Raw genomic sequence first — 22,685 nt, forward strand, 5'->3', positions numbered from 1 at the left:
GTCATAACTTCCTTGTCTTTTCTCCTGTCAGTCGGTAATCTCAAGAAATGAAACCGACTTTACTTGTCCTGGCGGCAGGTGTTGGCAGTCGTTACGGCGGACTTAAACAGCTTGATCTCGTTGGTTCGCTGGGGACAATTATCGATTATTCAGTTTACGATGCCCTGGAGGTTGGTTTTGGCAAAATTGTTTTTGTAATTAACAAACTTCTGCAAGCGGAATTTGAAACGAAAATCGGCAGGAAATATGCTAAAGTTTGCGAGATTGCGTACGTGCGCCAAGAGCTCACGAGCGATTTGCTAGTTGGATTCAATCTACCGTCCGCGCGCAGTAAGCCCTGGGGAACGGGACATGCAATTTTAGTTGCCGAAGAGGCGATTCAAGAACCTTTCGTGGTGGTGAATGCGGATGATTTTTATGGCCGAGAATCTTTTCGGGTGATTGCAAATTTTTTACGTTCGTCGAATGAGTACGGCTTGGTTGGTTTTACGCTTAAAAACACTCTCTCAAAGCACGGGACAGTCTCACGCGGCATCTGCCGTCTTGATAAAGGTAGTTATCTCACGAACGTGACTGAACTAACTCGGATCGGTATTGACGATGATCAAATTTATTATCTCGATGCTTATGATCAGCGCCAGGCGCTGACTGGCCGCGAAACAGTTTCAATGGGAATGTGGGCTTTCCAGCCGACAATTTTCAAGCACTTGCGTCAGCAGTTTCTAGAATTTCTTACTGCGCGCGGCCAGGATCTCAAAGCTGAATTTTTTATTCCAACTGTTGTCAGTCGCCTTATCGAGACCCAGCAAGCTAGAGTGCGGGTTTTGAGCTCCAATTCCAGATGGTTCGGCATGACACTTAAAGAAGATCGAGAAAACGTTCGTCAAACACTTAACGCCTTAAAGGAGCAATATGAAGATTTCATTCCACAGTCAGGCGCTCGATAAACTTGCGCTTGAAGCCTTAATTGTACCGCTCGCAGTTGGTGGCGCATCTAAAATGCCGGCCGAATTGCAATCTAAAATCCCCCAAACAGCTTTTGCAAGTTTTCAGGGAAAAATTGGTCAGCACGTCGCTATTTTCCCGAATCAAGGCGTTCTTGAGAGAATTATCTTAGTGGGTTTGGGTGATACTCAAAGCGACATTGCCTTGACTGAACGCTTGCGGCGCTCGGTCGCTTTTGGGACGCGTGAGAGTCTTAAGTTGTCAGCGAGTAAAATTGGAATCTACCTGCCGGAAACTAATGAGACTGTCCTCTATGAATCCGCGCTAATGCCGATTTTAGCGGCTTATAGATATGAAAAACATCGTTCCAAAAAAGAAGATCATAAAGAACTTGAACATCTTGTTTTAATCGGTGACAAGAAGCTTGCCAAGACCCGATCGATTCTTGAGTGGGTTGCAATTATTGCTGACAGTGTGCGAATTGCGCGCGACCTTGTGAATGCTCCGAGTAATATTATGACACCGAAGAGGCTTGCTCAAGCGGCGCGAACGATGATGAGTGGCATCAAGCATTGCACAATCGCAACTTGGGGATTGCCTGAACTGATGCGCAAAAAGTTTGGCGCTCTTCTAGCCGTTGCCCAGGGTTCGGATGAAGAACCTCAACTCATCACTCTGCAATATCAACCGCCAGCCGCGAAGAAAACAGTTGTTTTTGTTGGTAAGGGTGTAACCTTTGACACCGGCGGCATCAATCTCAAGCCTGAACGCGGGATCGAGGGCATGCAGATGGATATGGCTGGTGGCGCGATTGTACTCACAGCCGTAACTGCAATCGCGAAGCTCAAGCTCCCAATTCGCGTCATCGCGATCGTACCAGCGACTGAAAACATGCCAAGCGGCGCCGCGCTTAAGCCTGGAGATATAGTGACTACGCTAGCTGGCCTAACAATTGAGGTTGCTAATACCGATGCCGAGGGGCGCATGATTTTAGCCGATGCGCTTACTTACGCCGCCGATTTTAAACCCGATCAGATAATCGATTGCGCCACGCTCACCGGCGCCGCTCTCGTTGCTTTGGGCGAAGAGCAGGCCGCCTTAATCGGCAATAATTCTACGTTCGTTGATCAAATAATAAAGGCGGGTACGGTAACTGGAGAAGAGCTGTGTCGTTTGCCGCTCACCGATGATTACCGAGAGCATGTTAAAAGCGAGATCGCTGATGTTAAAAACGTTGGCCGAAAGAGCAATGCCGGGGTAATTTCAGGGGCGGCGTTTTTAGAAAAATTCGTTCCCAAAGATCTGCCTTGGGCGCATATCGATTTGGCTGGACCGGCCATTCGTTCTTACCCTCGCTCCTATGAACCAAAGGGTGGCACGGGCTGGGGAGTCCGTCTCCTGATTGAATATATTCATTCATGCATTTCAGAGGCATAAAATGCGAATTCTGCTTATTCAATGTCGGACTGATGCTTCGCAGGCGCATGAACAATACTGTGTGCAAACGCATGCTGGTCAATCAGTTAAAACCTTGACAGTTGTTAATCCGATTATAGAGCCAGGTTCGGTACAGGCGGCGGGTTTTGATTATGACGCGGTCATTCTGGGCGGTTCGGGCGAGTTCCAGCTTTCACGGCCCACTCCTGAACTTGGATGCGCTTTAGATGAACTTTGCCCTATTCTCGACCAAATTTTAGAACGAGAGTTGCCATTTTTAGGTATGTGTTTTGGCCATCAAATTTTAGCTTGGCACTTAGGTATGCCTGTTGAGGAAAATCACGAAGAATCTCAAATTGGGAGTTTTGAGGTTAGTCTTTCTGAAAATGGTCAAGCTGATCCAATTTTTCAAGGTATTCCAGCAACTTTCATAGCTCAACATGGGCATAAAGATTGTGTTATGCGACTGCCACTAAATGCAACTCATCTTGCCAGCGGCGCCCGACACTGTAATGATGGCTATCGCATTGGATCGCGGGCATATGGTTTACAATTTCATCCCGAGCTCACTCTTGACGATCTTATTGAACGACTAAAACTTTATCCGAGTTATTTGAAAGGTAAAACTCTTGAAGAAGCCCGCGGAGATTTTCAGGCTTCTCCAGAAGCGCCCAAGGTTCTCAAAAATTTTTTTGCCCTCGCTCGTATTGGCTAGTGTCAGCAGACGATTAGAGAGGATACACCTATGACCATACTCAAAACTCGTGGCGTTGTGCTCAAGCGTCGGGTTTACGGCGAGGCGGATCGAATTCTTACTATCCTGACGCCGCGTCTCGGTAAAATTACGGCAATCGCCAAAGGCTCACGTCGGCCAACGAGCAAATTGGTCGGCCATTTAGAATTATTCTATCTGGTTGATTGGGTGCTCGCTGAAGGTCGAACTTGGTACATTGTTTCCAGCGCTGAAACAGTCGTATCTTTTCAAAACTTGCAAAAAGAGTTGTCCATAACGAGTGCGGCTGGCTATATCGCCACACTCATTGATCGAGTTTTACCGGAGGGTGAAACATCGTCCCGACTCTATCATTTAGCAATCGAGACATTCACAACCTTGACCCGCGCCCATGCCGAGCTGATTCTTCGTCAAACTGAATGGCAAATTTTACTTGCGATTGGCTTACGGCCCGAATTACATCGGTGCAGTCATTGTGCTCAAGCATTAACACCAACTCATCTCGGTCTATGCCCAACACGAGGCGGTGCGCTGTGTGTGAATTGCCTGATGAGCGAAGCAATCCACATTCCAGTTACCGCAACCACACTCAAGCTTTTACGTCTTTTTGAACAGGCGCCAAAAATGCTTGCGCGGCGCCTAGTAGTCCCGAAAGCAATCACTCAAGAGCTTGAGCGGGTCACTCGCGCTTTCCTAGAACACGCCCTGGAGAAGCCAATCCCATTTCAAGGGTTAATCGCACATGCTAACAATTAACCTCGCCGCTATCCGAGAGAACATTCGGATTTTGAAAACAGCGGCGGCGCCTGCCAAATTCATGGCTGTCGTTAAAAATAATGCCTATGGTCATGGTCTAATCGAGGTCGCTCAAGCGGCGCTTGAAGCAGGCAGTGATTGGCTCGGCGTGATCCATGTGAGTGAAGGCGTCCAGTTACGCGATACGGGCATCACGGCGCCAATTCTTGTACTCGGCTACGTGCCGCCCGAAGATATTCCTCACGCAGTTCACTATCGTATCGATATTCCACTCATCAATCTTGAGCACGCGCACAAGGTGCGCTCAAAAATTCCGACTGGCAAGAAACTTCGCGTGCATCTCAAGATTGAAACCGGGCTCAATCGTTTTGGCGTCACAAGCCTTGAACTCTTGGAGCTCGCTCAATTTATTGGTTTAAGATCAGCGCATTCCGGACAAAACTCGGCTTTTAGCCCGATCGGAGTTTATTCACATTTGGCGGCTGTCGAAGAAGTGGCTTTTGGCCATGCTCGGCTTCAACTTGACAATTTTGATGAACAGACACGTCGCCTCGGCGCGCATAAAAATGGAGACTTATTGCGCCACATTGCCGCTACGGCCGCAATTTTAATGTTGCCAGAAAGCCATCTCGATTTAGTGCGTTCAGGGATTGGTATTTATGGTCTCTGGCCGTCAGCCGAGATTGCCCGTCGAGTTGACCATCCAACAGCTCGACTTCAACCAGCGCTCGAATGGAGCGAGCCGATCGCCGAGCTTAAAAAGGTTCAGGCAAATCAGCCTGTTGGTTACGGTTGTTCGTGGAAACCGATCAAAGATGCGACCGTTGCATTAATAGCAATAGGTTATGCTGACGGACTGGATCGGAAGTTTTCTAGCATTGGAGTTGTTGAGGTGCTGGATACAGAGTGTCCAATCGTCGGCAGAATTTGTACGAACGTGACTTTTATCGACGTTACGCATGTGCCACGGGTAACAGTCGGCGACGAGGTGATTTTATTATCAGCCTCACAAACTTCGCCTGCTTCTGCGCAGGCACAGGCGGATCGAATTAATACTATTCACTATGAGTTAGTTAGTCGATTGCCAATACACATCCAACGATCGTATATTCAATAACTTATGATCGGAATTTTTGATTCAGGAGTTGGAGGTTTGTTTGTTTTTAAGCGCCTGCAGAGCGCCTTGCCGAAGAATTCTTTTATTTATTTAGCTGATCAGGCTTTTGCGCCCTATGGCGAGCGAACGCAAAGTGAGATCCAAGCGCGCACAAAAAAGATAGTTGAATTTTTAGTTCATAAAGGCTCGCGGCTGATAGTAATTGCTTGCAATACAGCCACCCTGAACGCAGTGAACTTCCTCCGCAAAACATTCCCAGTCCTTCCTATCGTTGGTATGGAGCCGGCTGTTAAGCCCGCAACCAAAAGACATAAAAATATCATCGTTTTGGGTACGAACTCGACGGTACGGAATAGACGCTATCGCACGCTTATTAACCGTTATGCCGCTGGCAAACAAGTTTGGCACCTGGGCGCGCCAGATTTGGTGCGCCAAGTTGAACGCGGTGAACTCGATGATTTGACCGCGCTCAAGAATATTTTAAGTTCACCAACTCAAGCTGGTGCGACCGCTTTTGTAGTTGGATGTACTCACTTTTCATTTTTAACTCCGGCTATTCAACGCATCTGCTCAGGCCTTGAAATTTTCGATGGAGCCGAAGGAACGGTCGCTGAAGCGGCGCGCCAGGCGATTGCTTTGAATTTGAAAGATCACAAGCCGACCAATCAATTTTTTACGACTGGAGCAAGTAAAAAAGTTTCGTTTTTGGGGCAAGCCATTAACTTAAACGCTCTTTACCCGTCGCAAGTCACGGGTATACAATGCAAGCAATGACAAAATATTCAGAAAATTTTATGGAGATACTCGTTTCGCTCGCCAAGCGGCGTGGGTTTGTGTTCCCCTCGGCCGAGATTTACGGCGGTCTTGGAGCTGTCTGGGACTACGGTCCGCTCGGGGCACTTATGAAGCAAAATTTACGCACTCTTTGGCTCGAGCGGTTTATCTATAGTCGCCAGGATGTTATTCCGATTGAGGCTTCTATTCTTACTAATCGAAAAGTGCTTCAGGCTTCCGGCCACGAAAAAGGATTTAGCGACTCGCTCGTTGAGTGTCGAATCTGTCACGAACGGTTTCGGTCAGATCACGAGATACCACAGGCAAAAGATCACAAGCATGACCTGACTAAAGCAAAGCAGTTCAATATTATGTTTAAGACTTACGCTGGGCCAATCGAGAATGAGGGCAACCTAGTTTATCTAAGACCCGAAACAGCCCAAGGAATGTTTACTAATTTCAAACTTGTTGCCGATGCTCTCCGTTTGCACCCTCCGTTTGGCATTGCTCAGATTGGCAAAAATTTCCGGAATGAAATTACGACCGGTCATTTTATCTTTAGATTGCGTGAACTCGAAATTGCCGAACTTGAGTATTATGTCTTACCTGAAGACGCGGCGCGTTGGAACGATGTTTGGGTCAAGGAATGGCAAACTTTTTTTGCCGATCTTGGTTTGAGTGGTGATAAAGTTCGAATTCGAATTCTTGAGGCGGATGAGCGGGCTCACTATGCCGCCTCCAATATGGACTTTGAGTATGAATTTCCTTTTGGCTGGGGCGAATTTGCCGGCGTTGCTAATCGAACCGACTACGACTTGAAGAATCATATTGAGCATTCAGGCAAAGACCTAACCTGGTTTAATGAGGAAGCTAAAGAGAAAATAATTCCTTATGTGATCGAGCCAACACTCGGACTTGATCGCCTTTTGATGGCTCTTCTTGTGCAGGGTCTCATGATTTCTGATGGAACCGATGGGCGCGAAGCGGGGGAGATGGTTTTGAAACTCCATCCGCGAGTTGCACCAATCACGGTCGCAGTCTTTCCGCTTGTCAAAAAGGAAGGGCTGGCGGAGCTTGCGGGTGAAATTGCGATGGAACTTCGCACAAGCAGAATTGGTTATATTCAAACGGATGAGTCGGGTTCGATTGGACGACGCTATCGCCGTCAAGATGAAATTGGCACACCATTTTGCGTTACAGTCGATTTTCAAACCAAAGAAGATGGCACTGTGACGATCCGCCAGCGCGACACACTTAAACAGGAACGCGTTCATCGCACCGAACTCGCTGTTAAACTTAAAGAATCACTTGCATAAAAAACCTGGCGGGAGGATGCGCCAGGCTAAAGAAAGGGTGACTATAAAAAAACTTGTCGAGTGTCTGATGTTGCCTCGACTAATTTTCTACTCTCACCATCCGGAGGTCTCGTGTTCCAGGCACGCGATCTCGCCTTCTTCACAGATTGGCAATCCAGGCTTTTGCCGACCTGCGAGGATCGCATCGAGTTCATCGATGTCGAACGGCGCCGCGACGTATCTTTCCAGGATTTTGACCAGGAAATCCTGGAAAGATCGACCATAGTGGGCTTTAATCGGATGCAGATTGAAAGCCCAACAGATGGCCTCGCGAGCTATTCGTGAAACGCGGCGGTTGCCGACTGTTATCTCGGCGTACAGTCGCAGTCCGCGTTCGAAAAGCTCGCTTCGCTCGTCTGGCGAACATCTTCTGTGCCGATCGCCAACCAGCAATTGGACGATCTGGTGAACGTTGCCATTTTCGGCAACGTTGGTGGCGTCAAAGCCCGTGGTGCTGACGCCACACTCTTTGAGAAGCCCGAAGGCTTCTCGGACCTCTGTGACAGGGGTTATTGCCCCCATTCCAAAGATCATATTCAGTTCCTCCGTTCGCTTTTTGCTCGTGAGTGAGCACAAGCAGTATGATAATATCATAGAAAGACATCGAGATACTGAATATGAAGGAGGGGGATGGGGCAATTGAAAACCAGTTCGCCAAACGGCCGACTTTTAATTTGGGTTTATGCGCTTGGAGCCGGTGTGGCCGCAATGAGCACCCCGGTACTGTTTGTAATTCTGCCGTTTTTAATTCAAGAATTTTCTTTGAACGCAATGGACATTGAATGGACACTGGTGGCGCGCACGTTGCCATTTGTTCTGGCATTTCTCGTGGCCGGATCACTCGCCAGGCGATTCTCAATGCGAAACTTGCTGATTTTAAGCTCAATCTTTATTATATTCGGCTCAATTGCCGCCATTGATGCCTGGGCGCTAACTTCATTACTCGCGGCTCAAATTCTAATTGGCCTTGGAGCCGGTTTATTTTTGTCAATTAGTCTGACTTTTCTAAAAGCAGTGACTGCTAAAACGCAGTTGGCAAATATGATGCGCATATGGTTTTTAGGCGCTGTCCTTCTAGCCGCTCTCGGCCCATTGATTGCGGGTTGGTTAATGTTGAAAGGAGAGTGGCCAGCCGTGTTTTGGTTTCAGATTCTCGTTTTTGTTATTACGAGCGGAGCGCTTTTAAAGCAAGGTGCGATTGAGGAACCCGCAAGCTCAAAAATTGAGATTGATTGGCTAGGCTGGATTCTCCTGGCCTTGATACTTTTCGGTTTAAGTTTTGCCTCGATTCAACTGCCCAATTTAGGACCTAATAGTTTCTCTGTGCTCTTGGCGCTGACGGCGAGCTTTGTTATAGCAGTTGTTTTTATCTTCGTTGAATTAGCCGCTCCCGCGCCTCTGATAAACTTAACTCTTTTCAAATCAAGAACGCCTTTAGGCGCCAACGGCGCGAGTCTTTTACTTGCTTCGGCTCTGGGTATTTTTCTGATTGTTTTGACGCTTGAGCTTGAGCAGGTTCAAAAACTTTCTCCTCCCTTGATCGGTCTCACTCTGGCTTTGCCCGGCTTAAGCGCGTTGATATTGAGGGGGCCGGCGTATCTAATGACCGATCGTTTAGGCGCTCGACTTCCGCTTTTGGTTGGCGCAATTTTGATGGCCGTGGGTTTTATGGAACTTGCCCGGATTAGCCTCACTGCTCCTTACCTCTCCGACATCTTGCCAGGTGTAATTCTTTTGGGGTTTGGTTTGCCTTTCGTTCGCGCCTCGCTTAGACAGTCGGCATTGCAAGTTGAAGAAGAGCAAATTGAACACGCCTCAAGATTGAACGCCGGACTTGGCCACCTGACTTTCTTGATAGTGGCAACTTTTTTCTTGGGCAACATGATGAGCGCGACTAAGCAGGAACTCGTGCGTGAACTCAATGGCGTGATTTTACTCTCACAGGATCGCATTTCAATCCTAAAAGCGGCGCAGAACCTAGAGCCGATCACTTTTTCGGTTTCACTTGATGATTTTGCGCGCCAAGCAATTAAGCAGAGTGTTAAAAATGCCCAGCATTTAGGGCATAAAAAAATGTTTAATATTGCTTCAGCCTTAGCGTTTGGAGCCGCTTTAATTGCGATCTTTCTTCTGCCAGCGTATAAAACACCGCCGAATCCAAAAAGAAAAGAGGCTTTAACGCCTCTATGAGACCTGTTTCAAGGGTCTCTATTTCTTGCAACCAAGCTCAAGCGCCTGCCGGAGAACGATTAAGTGGGGTTCGGCCAAAAAAACGTGGAGCTCGCCACTTATCTCTCTGGGTTTGGGTTCGCCGTGAGCCTTGACCGCCCAATCGTATGAGATTGGCTGATTGATCTTGCGCCAACGCGTGTTGAGTGCGGGCAAGATCGGTTGCCACGGATCGCGTTTATGATATTTTTTCATCTCATCTAACGCGAGCGCCACGTTCACGAGGATGAGTTCGGAGATAATTCGAGACTCGAGAAGCGGGAAATCCACTCTTCTCGCCGTCACTCGCCCCAGGAGAAGTTTTTCCTGTTCTCTACAGTAGTAGAGATCACAATACTCTTTGGTAACAATCTCCACCTCGAATTCTTCCGACGTGAAGTGATAGGCCGGATGAATGTTGTCGGGAGTGAAATTGATATACACTCCACCCACAAAATCACCCGCCTTCTCGCGTGTAAGCACAAGGTCAACTGTGACCTCGTACTCATTGTGGCCGCGTCGCCGCCGTTGCCCACTTGCCATTTTAATACCTTCCTCTCGAAGAAAGTACGGGCATCCTAGGAGAAAATAGAATTGAAAGCAAGAGTAATTGGCCTGTTTGTGGTTTTCCACTTGTTACTTCTGACCCCAAAAGGTATTGTCAGTGGTGTCGCGTGGGGAGATGTGGAAAAAAGTGGGGAAAACATAAAAATCTGTGGAAAACTGAAAGATACCATGTTTGTCGGCGAGTACACCCACACACTTGATCCCAAAGGTCGCCTCGCGATCCCTTACCGCCTGCGTCGCGAACTGGAAGAGGGTGCCTTTATAACTCGAGGCATCGACGGTTGCTTAGCGCTTTACACGCGTCACGAATGGGAAAAAATAGCTGACAAAATTTCTAATTTGCCATTCTCCGACTCTAAAGCGCGGCGTTTCTCACGTTTTTTTCTTGCTGGCGCGGCTGAAGTCGAATTCGATAAACAGGGTCGCGTTCTTCTGCCCGGGTATCTGCGTGAATTTGCTCAATTGAAAACAGAAGTCGTGATTGCGGGTGTTTATACCCGAATTGAGATTTGGAGTAAAACGACTTGGGAGCAACAAAAAACAGAGCTTACGCCGGAAGAAGATCTAAAAGGCCTGGCAATTTGAGGAAAATTGGTGAGGGAGGCATTAACTCTTTCACCCCGTCTTCCTCAAGGGGCAGTTAAAAGGAGGGGTGCCTGATCCAAGTTACAACTGATTTGGGTTGGGTCCGGGCGCGCTGGCGTCCCAGTTTCGGAGGGGAAATTAGGACGCCGCGTTCCGGCACATGAAAGCAGAATACGTCTATTATGCGCCCGCTTACACATATCCCCGTCCTTGGTTCTGAAGTCGTCGCAAGTCTTAAGTTGTTGCCCGGAGACGAGGCGATCGACGCCACGCTGGGCTTGGGGGGACACGCGTCCCTGATCCTTAAAAATATTGGTCCGCACGGCAGACTATTAGGGATTGAGCGTTCGGCAAAAGGTTTGGTGAGCGCACGCATTAACCTTAAAGAATTTGACTCGCAAATTAATCTTGTTCAAGGCGATTTTCGCGATCTCGAGGCGATTGCTCGAGATCATGGTTACACCGAAGTCGCAGGCGTTCTTTTTGATCTGGGGTTGGCTTCATGGCAAATCGATACGGGTGAGCAAGGCGTAAGTTTTCAAGTTGATACCTTGCTAGATATGCGGCTCACGCCGTTTACTCCCCATGATTTTACTTCCAGCGATAGTGACCCAAATAAATGGACCGGAAACGCGGCGCTCGCACGGACTGTGAGAGCTTGGCGCTTCCGGTCGGCGCACGAATTTATTAATTCAGCGTCGGCGGGAGAAATTTCCAATGTGTTGCGGAGCTTTGGCGATATTCATATTGCTCGGCGCTTAACTGAAAGAATTGTCTCGGGGCGCGCGCAGACGCCGGTTGAGCGCACCAGTGATTTAGTTGCGCTGATTGGCAGTTCAACTCCACGTTTGTTGGCCTTGGTTTTTCAGGCACTTCGAATTCTTGTGAACGATGAGTTCGGTGCCCTCGTGGCTGGCGTTCGTGGTGGTTGGCGAGTGGTAAAATCCGGCGGTCGGTTGGCAGTGATCAGTTTTCAAAGCGAGGAGGATCGGCTCGTAAAACGAATTTTACGCTCACTTGATGGAGCTGGCCGAATTCTGCGCCTGCAGCCGTTACCAGCCGAGGTTAACTTAAACCCCCGCGCGCGCAGTAGTACGCTTCGGGTCATTGAAAGAAAGTAGGAGGCAAATGGGGCATACGATTCCACTTACAACAAACGGCAAATATACCGAGGGCGTTCGAAAACGCACTCTCGAAAGAACGGTCCAGCTCGGGCCAGTAAGTTTGCGTATTTTAACAATTGCTTCACTGGCGAGCTTGCTTTTATTTTACCTTGCCCAAACGACGCAAAGCGCCACTCGATCTTACGAGGTTCAGGCTTTGGAGCAGAAAAAACAAGAATTGCTCGATGAGGTAGAGCGTCTTGATCTTGAATCTCAACGTCTCCAATCACTCGGCAGTATTCAGCAAGGGCTTGGCGATGAGCTGAAAAAAGATTTTGAAACTGCCGGAGAACTTAAGGTTGTTGAATAGTTCATATGAACTATGAACTGTCGGCTCATTCCCCGCACATTGTCAGGCAACGCCTCAATATTCTTGTCGGTGGTGTCATACTGATTGCCGCTCTCATTTCTTGGCGACTCTTGCAAAAGGGTGTTATTGAGCATCCACTCTATGCCGCTCAAGCTGAAAATCAATATGAGATCTCAAAAGAGCTTCCAAGTCGGCGCGGAACTATTTATGCTCAAGACTATGAACTTGGCCGCCGCGTTCCAATGGCTTCTACGGAGGAGCGTTTCGATATTTCGGTTGTGCCCCGGAATGTCAAAGATAAACCTGCCGCCGCTCAAATTTTAGCCACCATTTTTAATCTTGAGAAAGAAGAGGTGTTGACAGCCATTAGCAACGAGCGTCTTTATCTGCCGCCGCTTGTCCGAGGTGTTCCAAAAGAAAAACGCGATGAAATTGTGAGCCAAGGTTTTGCTGGTCTTTTGGTAGAAAAGCGCCATGAGCGAGTTTACCCGGAAAATCAATTGGCGGCGCAATTGCTTGGTTTTGTGAATCGAGAAGGCGCTGGTAATTACGGGATCGAAGGTTATTACGATCGCGAGCTTAGAGGTGTTTCAGGGTCGGTGGTGGGTGAAAAGGATACTCTGGGGCGAATTATCTCGACGCTTCAAAAAGTTGCTCCCGAAGACGGAATTGATGTCGAGTTGACTCTTGATCACAATGTTCAATTTGCAGTTGAGGAACGCCTCTATCGCGGTGTTGAAGAATCCGGGGCGTCGGGTGGACAAGTTGTGATTATGAATCCGACGTCTGGTGAAATTATCGCCCTCGGTGGAACGCCGTCATTTGATCCGAATAAGTTTTCCGAGTTTGCTAGTCAACCTGATCGGTTTCGTAACCCGGTAATTGGCACAACGTATGAACCCGGTTCGATTTTCAAACCACTTATTATGGCTTCAGCAATCGACCTCGGCAAAGTCGAACCCGATACAACGGAAACTTTCAACAAGTCAGTTACGGTCCAAGGTTATGAGATCCACACCGCTCTCGACAAAGCCTATGGTAACGAAACCATGACCCAGGTTTTGGAAAATTCCGATAATGTAGGCATGGTTTGGGTGTCAGGCAAAATGAGTAATGAAGAATTAAGAAATAAACTGACAAGTTTTGGGATTGATGAAAAAACCGGCATTGATCTAGCTGGTGAGGATGCGGGCTTGCTATTAGCTTTGCCTCTTTGGAGGGAGATTCATCGCGCTACAATCGCCTTTGGGCAGGGTGTTTCTGTGACGCCGATGCAAATCGTGCGAGCCTGGGCGGCGCTCATCAACGGTGGCAAGCTTGTCACGCCGCATGTCGTCAAAGCGGTAACGGGTGAGCGTTCGATCACTCTCGCCGCCGATGCGCCGATTAAAGAAGGCGTAATTTCACAAGAAACGAGTTCCAAAGTTCGTGGTATGCTTGAATCGGTAGTTAAAAATGGCCCATATGGCCGCACGCGCATTAAGGGTTATCGGATTGGCGGTAAGACCGGCACAGCTCAAATTGCCTCCGATCAAGGCGGCTATTCTGAGACCGATTACACCCATTCACTGATTGGGTTTTTTCCAGTTGATGAGCCCAAATTTCTAATCCTCGTAAAACTTGACAAGCCTAAAAACGCCGAATTCGCCGAAAGTACTGCCGGTCCTATCTTTCACGACATTGCTCAATATCTTTTTGGCTACTATAAGATCCCGCCCACAGAATGAGTATGAAAAAATTTGCTAAATACATTCTTGAAAGCTTGCTTGCCTGGGGTGCGCATCGAACGATTAGGGTGCAAAAACCCTTGATTATCGGCATCACAGGCAGTTCTGGCAAAACTAGCACTAAAGATGCTATTGGTCATGTGCTCAAATACACATTACACGACCGTGAAATAAATGTTGCGGAGGGCAATTTGAACACAGAATTTGGTTTGCCGTTGGCTGTGCTTGGCCTGTCTAAACCAGAAACTAAACTTACTTGGTTGGAGGCTGGAATCAACGCTCTCTTGCTGGGCATGAGTCCAGTGCGCACGTCGCGTTCGCCAATCTTAGTTTTGGAATATGGCGCCGAACAGCCCGGAGATATTCACCGTCTGGTTAAATTTGCCCGTCCCGATATTAGCGTGGTGACGAACATCGGCGAAGCGCACACCGCCTTTCTCGGGTCGATCGAGGGAGTCGCGAAAGAAAAATCTTGGCTAGTCAAAGCACTGCCTAAATCCGGCATTGCAATTTTAAATGGAGACGACAAGCGTGTCTGGGCAATGCGAGAATTTACACACTCAACGGTCGTTAAAGTGATAGGCAAGGGGCAAGATTTTGCTCGGTCAGCCGCACTTGCGGTGGCTGAATACGGTTTCGGAATTCAGGCGAAGAGTGCGCGCGCGGCGCTCAAAAGTTGGGAACCACCAGTTGGGCGGCTTCGCCTGCTAAAAGCGGTTAACGGCGCTTGGCTGTTAGATGATACCTATAACGCCAACCCGCTTTCAACCACTCTCGCTTTGTCTGAACTCGGACGTTTAGGGCGAGAGAAGAAGGCTAAGCGTTTGGTTGCGATTTTGGGCGATATGCTCGAACTTGGCTCTGAAGAACACCGGGCGCATCAGGGCATTGCTTTGCTTGGCGACCGGGTGGCTGATCAACTCATTCTGGTCGGACCACGTTTTCGTCGAACTAAACTGGGAATCTGGTTTCCTGGCCCTATTCCAGCGGCCGCGTTTGTGCTCTCGCAAATTCAAAAAGGGGATTTGGTTCTCGTGAAAGGTTCGCAGAGTATGCGGATGGAAAAGGTAAGCGAAAGTTTGCTCGCCAATCAGCGTGAATCAAATCAGGTTCTTGTGCGCCAGACACGCTATTGGAAACAGAAACCGTACATTGCGCCCTGACGCACGCCTGTTTAGGATGTAAATATGGAAAGTATCTCGCTTGCAATTAGTGATCTCGCCTTTGTTTTTTGGCTCACAACGCTTTCATTTTTGGTAGCGATCGCCTTGACGCCCATCTTAACTGACTATCTCTATACTCATCGAGTTTGGAAGCAAATTAAAGACACGGCAATAACAGGTGAAAAGGCGCCGGTATTCTACAAACTGCATAAAGCCAAACAGGCGCGCAGGATCCCGACAATGGCAGGCATCTTAATTTGGGGCGTGGTTGCGCTGGTCACCTTGCTTTTCAATCTTGATCGTGCCGGAACTTGGCTCCCACTCTTTACCTTAGCGGCTGCCGGCGCGCTTGGCTTAATCGATGACTATATTAATATTCATGCTGGTAAGACAGGGATCAAGGGTATTCGATTTTGGCTCAAGCTTGGTCTTCAGCTCTTAATCGGCATCGTTGGCGCGTGGTGGTTCTACTCTAAACTCGGTTTTGATGTGCTCCATGTGCCTGGAGTGGGTGACTTTTCGATTGGCTGGCTATATATCCCACTCTTTATTTTAGTCATTATTTCATCTGCCAATGCAGTGAATATTACTGATGGTCTAGATGGTCTGGCGGGCGGTTTGTTGGCGATCACATTTACAGCTTACGCCGTTATTGCGCTGACAGAAGGCAAAATCGAACTCGCTGCCTTTTGCGGTACAATCGTTGGCGCAGTTCTAGCCTACACATGGTTCAATATTCATCCAGCTCGTTTTTTTATGGGCGATACCGGTTCGCTCGCGCTTGGAGCAACTTTGGGTGTAGTTGCAATGCTTACCGATACCGCCTTACCTTTAATAGTGATCGGCGGTGTGTTTGTCGCTGAAACATTTTCAGTCATTCTTCAGCTGGTTTCTAAAAAGATTTTTGGACGGAAAATTTTTTTTTCGACACCCATTCATCATCATTTCGAAGCAATTGGTTGGCCCGAAACTAAAGTTACGATGCGATTTTGGGTGATCGGAGCTGTTTTTGCCATCCTTGGTCTCGTCATCGCTCTTTTTGGTCGAGGTTAGAACTCTAGGTTGAGTTAACGTATAATAGTTACATGTTTCCCGATAGATTGCGACAGAGTCGAATCGGTATTTTAGGTTTTGGCGTGAATAACCGCGAATTGGCTCGTTGGTTAGTTCGTCATGGCGTTTCTAAATTAACAGTTTATGACGAAAATCCGGCCGTTACAGATGCACTTAAACGCCTTGGTCTGACTTCGATTCGAGTAGTTGCTGGCCCCGGCGCTTTCAAAAAAGTCGAAGCTGACGTTGCCTTTCGTTCACCTGGCATTCCACGCCATCGCCCGGAGTTTCAAGCGGCGCTTAAACGCGGCGTTGAAATCAGCTCGCAAACCGACCTTTTTCTAGAGTTTTGCCCGGCTCAAGTGATCGGTGTCACAGGAACAAAGGGCAAGGGGACAACAAGCTCTCTTATAGCGCACTTGCTTGCCCAGGAGAAAAAATCGGGCGCCCTTCACTTGGCAGGAAATATCGGTCAAGATCCTTTTGAATTTTTAGATGCGCTGACAGCTCAAGATCGAGTCGTGTTAGAGCTTTCCAGCTTTCAATTAATCGATTTAAAGCATAGTCCAAGCGTTGCCGTGGTTTTGGCGGTATCGTCGGATCATCTGGATCACCATTCAACACGTGAAGAGTATGTTGGCGCGAAGCAGAATATTGTTAAATACCAAAAATCGGACGACCTCGTGGTACTAAATTTAGATAACGCAACCGCGCTCGCGTTCGGCGCCGCAACGCGCGCGCGCGCTTATTACTACTCGATCCGCAAAAGCGTCGATGTCGGCGCCTTCTATTCGAAAGAGACAATTTATTGGCGTCAGCTTGGTCAGGAAATTCCGCAAGTTGTGGCGCACAGTGAAGATGTGTCTCTTATTGGAGAACATAATCGTCTAAACGTAGTCGCGGCGCTTACAACAGTGTTGGCTCTTGGTTACTCTCAAGATAAAATCGCGAGCGCCTTGCGTTCCTTTCCAGGTTTGTCGCATCGTCTCGAACTTGTTGCCGAGGATCAAGGCGTACGTTGGTACAACGATTCTTACGCCACCATTCCTGAAGCGACCATTGTCGCGCTCAATAGTTTTCAAGCGCCGATCCATCTCATCGTCGGCGGTTCGAATAAAGGCGCCGAGTGGCATGAATTGGGTGAGGCAATCGCGCATAGCCAAGTTAAGCAACTTTTAAGCATCGGCGAGACCGGGCCAAAGATCGCTGATGCGGCCCTGGAGGCTGGCTACGACAAAGCCCGGATTTTTGATGCCATAACCCTTGAGGCGGCTTTGCGACAAGCGCGGTCTCAAGCAAAATTTGGTGATGTCGTTCTGCTTTCGCCAGCTTCGGCGTCGTTTGACCAATTTAAGAATGCCAGTCAGCGCGGTGAGATTTTTAAATCCTTGGTCAGAGGTCAAATATGAGCTTGTCGCGTTTCCGTGGTTCGAATCGCGACAAGGTTGATTCTTGGTTGCTTTTGAGCGTGCTCATGCTCGTCGGCGTCGGTTTGATCATGATTTCATCAGCTTCAGTCGTGCTTTCATCAGAATACTTCGGCTCGAATTATGCCTATTCAAGCAAACAACTCCTACATTTTGGAATTGGTCTAGTCGCTCTGATTGTCGGTGTACTGGTTGACTATCGTCTATGGCAACGTTTAGCGCCGGCTCTTCTTGGCGTCATAATTCTGTTATTGCTTGCCACCCATATTCCTGGGTTGGCGCAAACTGCTCAAGGCGCCCAGCGCTGGATCGAACTTGGGCCGATCCAATTCCAGCCTTCGGAACTTGTCAAGATCTTTGCAATTCTTTACTTTGCCGCTTGGCTCGCGGCAAAAGGCAGTCATTTATCGAGTTTAACGCGAGGCCTTGTGCCATTTATCACCGTCCTCGGGGTGATTACTTTGCTTATTTTCGCTCAACCCGATGCTGGGACCGCGATGGTGATTCTATTTACGGTAACGACGATGTATTTTATTGCCGGTGCGCCTTGGATGCATTTGTTCTACGCAGGAATTTTAGGCGGTAGTTTGTTTGGGCTCTTGATTCTTTCGGCGCCATATCGGCTTCAGCGGTTTTTGGTGTTTTTGAATCCCTCTGAAGAAACTCTCGGCGCCGCTTATCACATCAACCAGGCTCTCCTTGCGATCGGCGCCGGCGGCATGTTTGGCGTGGGTTTCGGCCAGAGTAAGCAGAAATTTCTCTACTTACCCGAACCGCACACTGATTCAATTTTTGCAATTACGATTGAAGAACTTGGTTTTTTGCGGGCAATGTTAATCGTTGCTTTGCTTATTTTCGTAATGTTGCGGGGTTATCAAATCGCCCGGGTGGTTCAGGATCCTTTTGGTCGTTACGTTGCCGTAGGGATAACAAGCTTGATTGCCATTCAGACATTTATCAATATCGGAGCCATGTTAGGTCTAATGCCGCTGACGGGTGTCACCTTGCCATTTATCAGCTATGGCGGTTCCTCGTTAATCTCCTTGCTTTTTGGAGTTGGGATTCTACTTAATATCTCTCGACAAGCAGTTTTGATCCCGAAAGGAATGCATTAGATGTGTTCCTCAATAACCTTTATGTCTAAATCGTCTCGAATTTGGCTAAACCAAACGCTTGCCTCGGTCAGTGTAACTCTCGTTACGTCTCTCTCGGCTTTCATTCGTTTCGCTCAAATTCAAACCAATTTCGAGCATGAAATTATTGGGGAACACATCTAATGAAGCGCATGATCGTCCTTGCCGGCGGGGGAACCGCCGGACACGTTTACCCGGTTTTAGAAGTGATACAGGCGTTGAGAAACTTAGACCCACTGCTAGATTTTGCTTATATCGGAAATCAGACTGGCCCCGAGAGTCAGTTGGTGCGAGCAGAGCAGGTGCCATTTTATGGCATTCCGGCCGAAAAACTTCGGCGTTATTGGGATTGGCGCACCTTTCTTCTACCCTTTCGAATTTTCAAAGGCACAGTCGAAGCCTTTGGGCTTTTAAGGATGTTAAAAGCGCAAGCGGTATTTTGTAAAGGCGGTTATGTGTGCGTGCCAGTTGCCTTAGCCGCTCGCTTCTTGCGTATTCCGATAATTTTACATGAGACGGATTCGATCATGGGACTTTCAAATCGCTTAGTGGCGCCTTTTGCGCAAGCGGTTGCAATTAGTTTTCCACGGCCATCACTTATCGAAGCTGGTAAAAATACGCGCATCGTTTATACCGGTAATCCAGTCCGACGAGAATTTTTTTCTCAAAAAAAGATCGAGCGTGTCGATGATCGTCCCTGCCTTGTCATAGTTGGTGGTTCGCAAGGCGCACATGCAATTAATTATTTCATTCAAGTGATTTTGCCCAAACTGCTCGAGCGCTATCGAGTGATTCATATTACGGGGCCCCAAGAGTTTTCAAATTTCCGTCAATTTACTCGCACAGATGTTTACGAGCCGGTTGCTTACGCCGAGAAAATCGTTGATCTTTTAGCGCAGGCGGATTTAGTTATCTCGCGCGCTGGTGGCACAATCTTCGAATTGGCCGCTCTCGGCAAGCCGACAATCTTAATTCCAATTCCTAATTCAGCCAACAATCATCAGCGCGTGAATGCGGAAATTTTACTAAGTCGCGGGGCGGCGGTTATGCTGAATGAGCGTCAGCTTCAGCCCGCTCAACTTCTGAAAGAAATTACTACCCTTTTTCGAGATTCGATGCGTCGACAGAAGATGGGTGAACGGATTCGAGAATTTGCTAGACCAAATGCCGCCCAAGATGTGGCGACTTTAATTTTAAACTCGATCGAGGACCGAGCATGAGATATCATTTAATCGGCATTAACGGTTCGGCCATGAGCGGGTTGGCTGAAATTTTGCGTGGTTTTGGCCATACAGTAACCGGCTCCGATCTTGCAACTACCGGCCACAGCGCAACTAATGTGACTGGCGCCGAGCGGGTTATTTACACACCCGCCATTCGCGAGTCATCTCCGGGTTGGGTTGAACTTGCAGTGGCGCGAGCACAAGGGCTTGAAATCTTGCGCGCCGATGAGCTTCTTGGAGAACTTACACGGGACGCCAAACTAATTGCCATCACGGGCACACACGGCAAGTCAAGCACAACAGCGATGGTTGCTAAAATCTGTGTAGACTTGGGTCTAAATCCGACTGTCCTAATTGGCGCACCCATTCCTGCTTGGAAAGGAAGAAACTATCGACTTGGCAATCCAAAGTTTTGGGTGCTTGAGGCGGACGATTACGATCGTAAATTTTTGACCCTTACGCCTGACATCGCCGTCGTGACCAATCTTGAGGTTGAACATTTGGACGTTTATCGAGACCTCGCCGATATTCAATCCGCGTTCGCGAATTTTTTGCAGAAGGTCAAGGTTGATGGCACAATTATTGCTCATACTGAATCCACGGTCGACGAAATTTTGACGAATCTTCCGGTTAGAATTATTCATTATGGAGGGGCAAGCGATGAGTATGTGCCCGCACTTTTGCCAAAACTTAAAGTTTTAGGCGAACACCAGCGCTTAAATGCCACGGCCGCGCTCGCTGTTGCTGATGCACTTGGTCTCGATCTAGGCGTAGCCAAACGATCTTTGGCGGGTTTCACTGGAACAGGGCGACGATTAGAGTATCTGGGTGAAAAAGCGGGTGTGCTCTTTTATGATGATTATGGTCATCATCCAACAGAAATTCATGTAAGTTTATCTGCCCTGAAACAAGCATTTCCCAACAGACGTTTGGTTGTTGCTTTTCAAGCCCATCAGCATAGTCGAGTCAAAGCTTTGTTTAATAGTTTTACCAAGGCTTTTAGTAATGCAACGGTCGTTTACCTTATCGATATCTATACAGTTCCCGGTCGTGATGAAAATGTTTGTGTGGAGACGCAAGACCTTGCCGCGGCTATTAGTGCCGCTGGCACAGAAGCGCGCTATCTTGGTTCTTTGCAAGATCTCAAACGCGTGTTGCCCACCCTTGTGGATAGAGGCGATGTGTTTTTAACTTTGGGCGCGACCGATATTACGAGAGTCGGTCGAGATTGGTTGGGGAAAGATAAATGAACCAGCTTTATTCTAAACTTCAGCAGGAATTAAATGATCTCAAAGTTAATGAGTCGCTTGCACTTTTTTCCTATATGAAAGTTGGCGGTTCGGCTGATTATTTATATACAGCACGCACAACGGACGACCTGATCCAAGCTCTTCGCCTGGCGCGCAAATTTAATCTTCAATGGACAATTCTCGGCGGCGCAAGCAACGTTGTCATTTCCGACCAGGGGATTCGCGGTCTCGTAATTCGCAACCTCACCAATAATACTGGTTTTATCGTCGATGAAGGGCGAGCGATTGTCGATTCAGGTTTAAGTCTCGCGCGTTTTATTATGCTCGCAGCTCAACACGGCTTAGCTGGGCTCGAACCGCTTTACGGCATTCCAGGTACAGTCGGCGGCGCTCTCTATGGCAATGCTGGCGCGCATCAGACATCTATTAGCGATTATTTAGCTACCCTGACTGTTCTCACTGAAGCAGGTGAGATTGAGCAGTATGATAAGAGCTGGCTTAAACCTGAATATCGAGACACGGCGTTGAAATCCGCTCGCGCTCGGGGCGTAAAATCTGGCCCTGTAATTTTATCGGCTCAATTTCAGTTGACACAGGCTAAACCTGAAGTGATTCTGAAACGCATTCGTGAATTCAATAGTTGGCGACTTGAGCATCAGCCGATTGGCGAACCGTGTTGCGGCTCTGTTTTTCGAAATCCCGATCCAAAAGTAAAAGAAAAAACAGCCGGTTTCCTTTTGGATACCGCAGGTGCTAAACAACTTAAGAATGGCGGGGCGCATGTTTCAAAGAAACACGCCAACTTTGTTGTTCACGATGGTACAGCAACCGCGTTTCAAATTAGAACACTCTTCGATAGAATGCGAGCACTTGTCCAAACCCAGCACGCTATCGCACTTCAGGAAGAGATTGAATATCTTGGCGACTGGAGCCTGACAGCTAAAGAGGGGAGTCACGATGCCCCAGCCGAATTGGCGTGAGCGTTATCGTCATCCTAAAATTTATCGCGCTACACCGACCTATGTCCAGCCGGTTAAGATTCGGCTTGACCCAAAATTAATCGGCATGTCAGTCGGGTTGATTCTTTTCAGTGGTTTAATTTGGCTTATTCTCTTCTCAAAATTATTTATGATTCAGCAAATCGATATCGTCGGGACTGTTACGCCAGAAGTCCAAACCGAAATCACCAATCTGTATGGTAAAAATCTTTTAACTTATTCATCTGGCGGCATGGAGCGACGGCTCAAAGAGGCGCAATCATCAATTCGCGAGGTTCAGGTTTACAAAGGGCTACCTCGGACCTTGCGAATTGAAATTGCCGTTCGAACGCCGATCCTCGCTTGGCGATCCGGTGATACCACCTATCTTTTAGATGAACAGGGGATTGCTTTTCAAGCAGGCGTTGGTGTCGCAGTTGACGAACAAGGCAAATCGCTTATTACAGTTGTCGATAATTTTCGTCAGCCGATTGTTTTGGGTAAACAGTTAGTCCGCCGCCAATTTATTACGATGGCAGCTGAATTGAGTCGCACTTTTCCAGTCCAATTCCCGTTGATAATTGATCGATTGGAAGTTGGGCAAACCACTTTTGAACTCGTTGTTGTTACAAATGCCGGCTGGAAAGCGTATTTTGATACCACGCGTGATCTTGAGCCTCAACTCGAATCACTTAAAAAAATCTTTGAAAACTTTCACGATGCAATTAAAGAGTACGTTGATTTACGCATCGTGGGTCGCGCTTATTATAAATAGGAGGACA

23 protein-coding genes are annotated in these 22,685 nt (G+C 48.0%); 21 read left to right on the forward strand and 2 right to left on the reverse strand.

The window, feature by feature from the left end; all coding sequences use genetic code 11:
- The first annotated feature begins 47 nt into the window (after nt 1–47).
- The 7 genes from HYW32_03035 to HYW32_03065 are packed head-to-tail and all read left to right on the forward strand — an operon-like array spanning nt 48 to nt 7,078.
- Complete coding sequence (locus tag HYW32_03035; GenBank protein ID MBI2589966.1) at nt 48–947, forward strand: nucleotidyltransferase; 900 nt, start codon at nt 48–50, stop codon at nt 945–947.
- Entirely contained in the window at nt 913–2,382 is a 1,470-nt protein-coding gene (locus HYW32_03040; GenBank protein MBI2589967.1) for a leucyl aminopeptidase, read from the forward strand. The genes HYW32_03035 and HYW32_03040 overlap by 35 nt, the downstream gene beginning before the upstream one ends.
- 1 nt (nt 2,383) lies before the next feature.
- Entirely contained in the window at nt 2,384–3,097 is a 714-nt protein-coding gene (locus HYW32_03045; GenBank protein MBI2589968.1) for a hypothetical protein, read from the forward strand.
- Between the two features lie 30 nt (nt 3,098–3,127).
- Nucleotides 3,128–3,871 carry a DNA repair protein RecO gene (gene recO, locus HYW32_03050; GenBank protein ID MBI2589969.1) on the forward strand — a complete coding sequence of 248 codons (744 nt, stop codon included), beginning with the start codon at nt 3,128–3,130 and terminating at the stop codon, nt 3,869–3,871.
- A complete protein-coding gene (gene alr, locus HYW32_03055; GenBank protein ID MBI2589970.1) occupies nt 3,858–4,988 on the forward strand; it encodes an alanine racemase in 1,131 nt (376 codons plus the stop codon). Before recO ends, alr begins: the two co-directional genes overlap by 14 nt.
- 3 nt (nt 4,989–4,991) lie before the next feature.
- The gene (gene murI, locus HYW32_03060; GenBank protein MBI2589971.1) at nt 4,992–5,762 is read left to right on the forward strand and encodes a glutamate racemase; all 771 of its coding nucleotides are present in this window, start codon (nt 4,992–4,994) and stop codon (nt 5,760–5,762) included.
- 20 nt (nt 5,763–5,782) lie between these two features.
- The gene (locus HYW32_03065; GenBank protein ID MBI2589972.1) at nt 5,783–7,078 is read left to right on the forward strand and encodes a glycine--tRNA ligase; all 1,296 of its coding nucleotides are present in this window, start codon (nt 5,783–5,785) and stop codon (nt 7,076–7,078) included.
- Between the two features lie 93 nt (nt 7,079–7,171).
- On the opposite strand, the gene HYW32_03070 is transcribed toward HYW32_03065, so the two are convergent.
- Nucleotides 7,172–7,651 (reverse strand): hypothetical protein, encoded by a 480-nt coding sequence (locus HYW32_03070; protein MBI2589973.1) that lies wholly within the window; start codon nt 7,649–7,651, stop codon nt 7,172–7,174.
- Nucleotides 7,652–7,747: 96 nt separating this feature from the next.
- Between HYW32_03070 and HYW32_03075 the strand changes: the two genes are divergently transcribed.
- Complete coding sequence (locus tag HYW32_03075) at nt 7,748–9,307, forward strand: MFS transporter (GenBank protein MBI2589974.1); 1,560 nt, start codon at nt 7,748–7,750, stop codon at nt 9,305–9,307.
- Between the two features lie 18 nt (nt 9,308–9,325).
- Here the strand turns inward: HYW32_03075 and HYW32_03080 are convergent, their stop codons facing one another.
- Nucleotides 9,326–9,868, reverse strand: coding sequence for a hypothetical protein (locus HYW32_03080; protein MBI2589975.1), 543 nt, complete (start codon nt 9,866–9,868; stop codon nt 9,326–9,328).
- A gap of 192 nt (nt 9,869–10,060) precedes the next feature.
- Here HYW32_03080 and mraZ point away from each other — a divergent pair, with 192 nt between their 5' ends.
- The 13 genes from mraZ to HYW32_03145 all read left to right on the forward strand — a co-directional run bounded on the left by mraZ (nt 10,061) and on the right by HYW32_03145 (nt 22,678).
- Entirely contained in the window at nt 10,061–10,477 is a 417-nt protein-coding gene (mraZ, locus tag HYW32_03085) for a division/cell wall cluster transcriptional repressor MraZ (GenBank protein ID MBI2589976.1), read from the forward strand.
- A gap of 182 nt (nt 10,478–10,659) precedes the next feature.
- Nucleotides 10,660–11,598 (forward strand): 16S rRNA (cytosine(1402)-N(4))-methyltransferase, encoded by a 939-nt coding sequence (gene mraW, locus HYW32_03090; GenBank protein ID MBI2589977.1) that lies wholly within the window; start codon nt 10,660–10,662, stop codon nt 11,596–11,598.
- A gap of 7 nt (nt 11,599–11,605) precedes the next feature.
- Nucleotides 11,606–11,950, forward strand: coding sequence for a hypothetical protein (locus HYW32_03095; protein MBI2589978.1), 345 nt, complete (start codon nt 11,606–11,608; stop codon nt 11,948–11,950).
- Between the two features lie 5 nt (nt 11,951–11,955).
- A complete protein-coding gene (locus tag HYW32_03100) occupies nt 11,956–13,677 on the forward strand; it encodes a penicillin-binding protein 2 (GenBank protein MBI2589979.1) in 1,722 nt (573 codons plus the stop codon).
- A 2-nt stretch (nt 13,678–13,679) separates the two neighbouring features.
- Nucleotides 13,680–14,840, forward strand: a complete 1,161-nt coding sequence (locus HYW32_03105) for a hypothetical protein (GenBank protein MBI2589980.1) — start codon at nt 13,680–13,682, stop codon at nt 14,838–14,840.
- 24 nt (nt 14,841–14,864) lie between these two features.
- Entirely contained in the window at nt 14,865–15,893 is a 1,029-nt protein-coding gene (gene mraY / locus HYW32_03110; protein ID MBI2589981.1) for a phospho-N-acetylmuramoyl-pentapeptide-transferase, read from the forward strand.
- A 32-nt stretch (nt 15,894–15,925) separates the two neighbouring features.
- On the forward strand, nt 15,926–17,302 hold the full coding sequence (murD, locus tag HYW32_03115) for a UDP-N-acetylmuramoyl-L-alanine--D-glutamate ligase (GenBank protein ID MBI2589982.1): 1,377 nt from the start codon (nt 15,926–15,928) through the stop codon (nt 17,300–17,302).
- Nucleotides 17,299–18,435 carry a putative lipid II flippase FtsW gene (gene ftsW / locus HYW32_03120; GenBank protein MBI2589983.1) on the forward strand — a complete coding sequence of 379 codons (1,137 nt, stop codon included), beginning with the start codon at nt 17,299–17,301 and terminating at the stop codon, nt 18,433–18,435. Before murD ends, ftsW begins: the two co-directional genes overlap by 4 nt.
- Before the next feature lie 21 nt (nt 18,436–18,456).
- Nucleotides 18,457–18,597, forward strand: coding sequence for a hypothetical protein (locus tag HYW32_03125; GenBank protein MBI2589984.1), 141 nt, complete (start codon nt 18,457–18,459; stop codon nt 18,595–18,597).
- Nucleotides 18,597–19,673 (forward strand): undecaprenyldiphospho-muramoylpentapeptide beta-N-acetylglucosaminyltransferase, encoded by a 1,077-nt coding sequence (murG, locus tag HYW32_03130; protein ID MBI2589985.1) that lies wholly within the window; start codon nt 18,597–18,599, stop codon nt 19,671–19,673. Before HYW32_03125 ends, murG begins: the two co-directional genes overlap by 1 nt.
- On the forward strand, nt 19,670–20,926 hold the full coding sequence (locus HYW32_03135) for a hypothetical protein (protein MBI2589986.1): 1,257 nt from the start codon (nt 19,670–19,672) through the stop codon (nt 20,924–20,926). Before murG ends, HYW32_03135 begins: the two co-directional genes overlap by 4 nt.
- Nucleotides 20,923–21,906, forward strand: a complete 984-nt coding sequence (gene murB, locus HYW32_03140) for a UDP-N-acetylmuramate dehydrogenase (GenBank protein MBI2589987.1) — start codon at nt 20,923–20,925, stop codon at nt 21,904–21,906. Before HYW32_03135 ends, murB begins: the two co-directional genes overlap by 4 nt.
- On the forward strand, nt 21,884–22,678 hold the full coding sequence (locus HYW32_03145; GenBank protein MBI2589988.1) for a hypothetical protein: 795 nt from the start codon (nt 21,884–21,886) through the stop codon (nt 22,676–22,678). The genes murB and HYW32_03145 overlap by 23 nt, the downstream gene beginning before the upstream one ends.
- Nucleotides 22,679–22,685: the final 7 nt, after the last annotated feature.

This window comes from Candidatus Berkelbacteria bacterium (assembly GCA_016187225.1).
GTDB lineage: Bacteria > Patescibacteriota > UBA1384 > JACPKC01 > JACPKC01 > JACPKC01.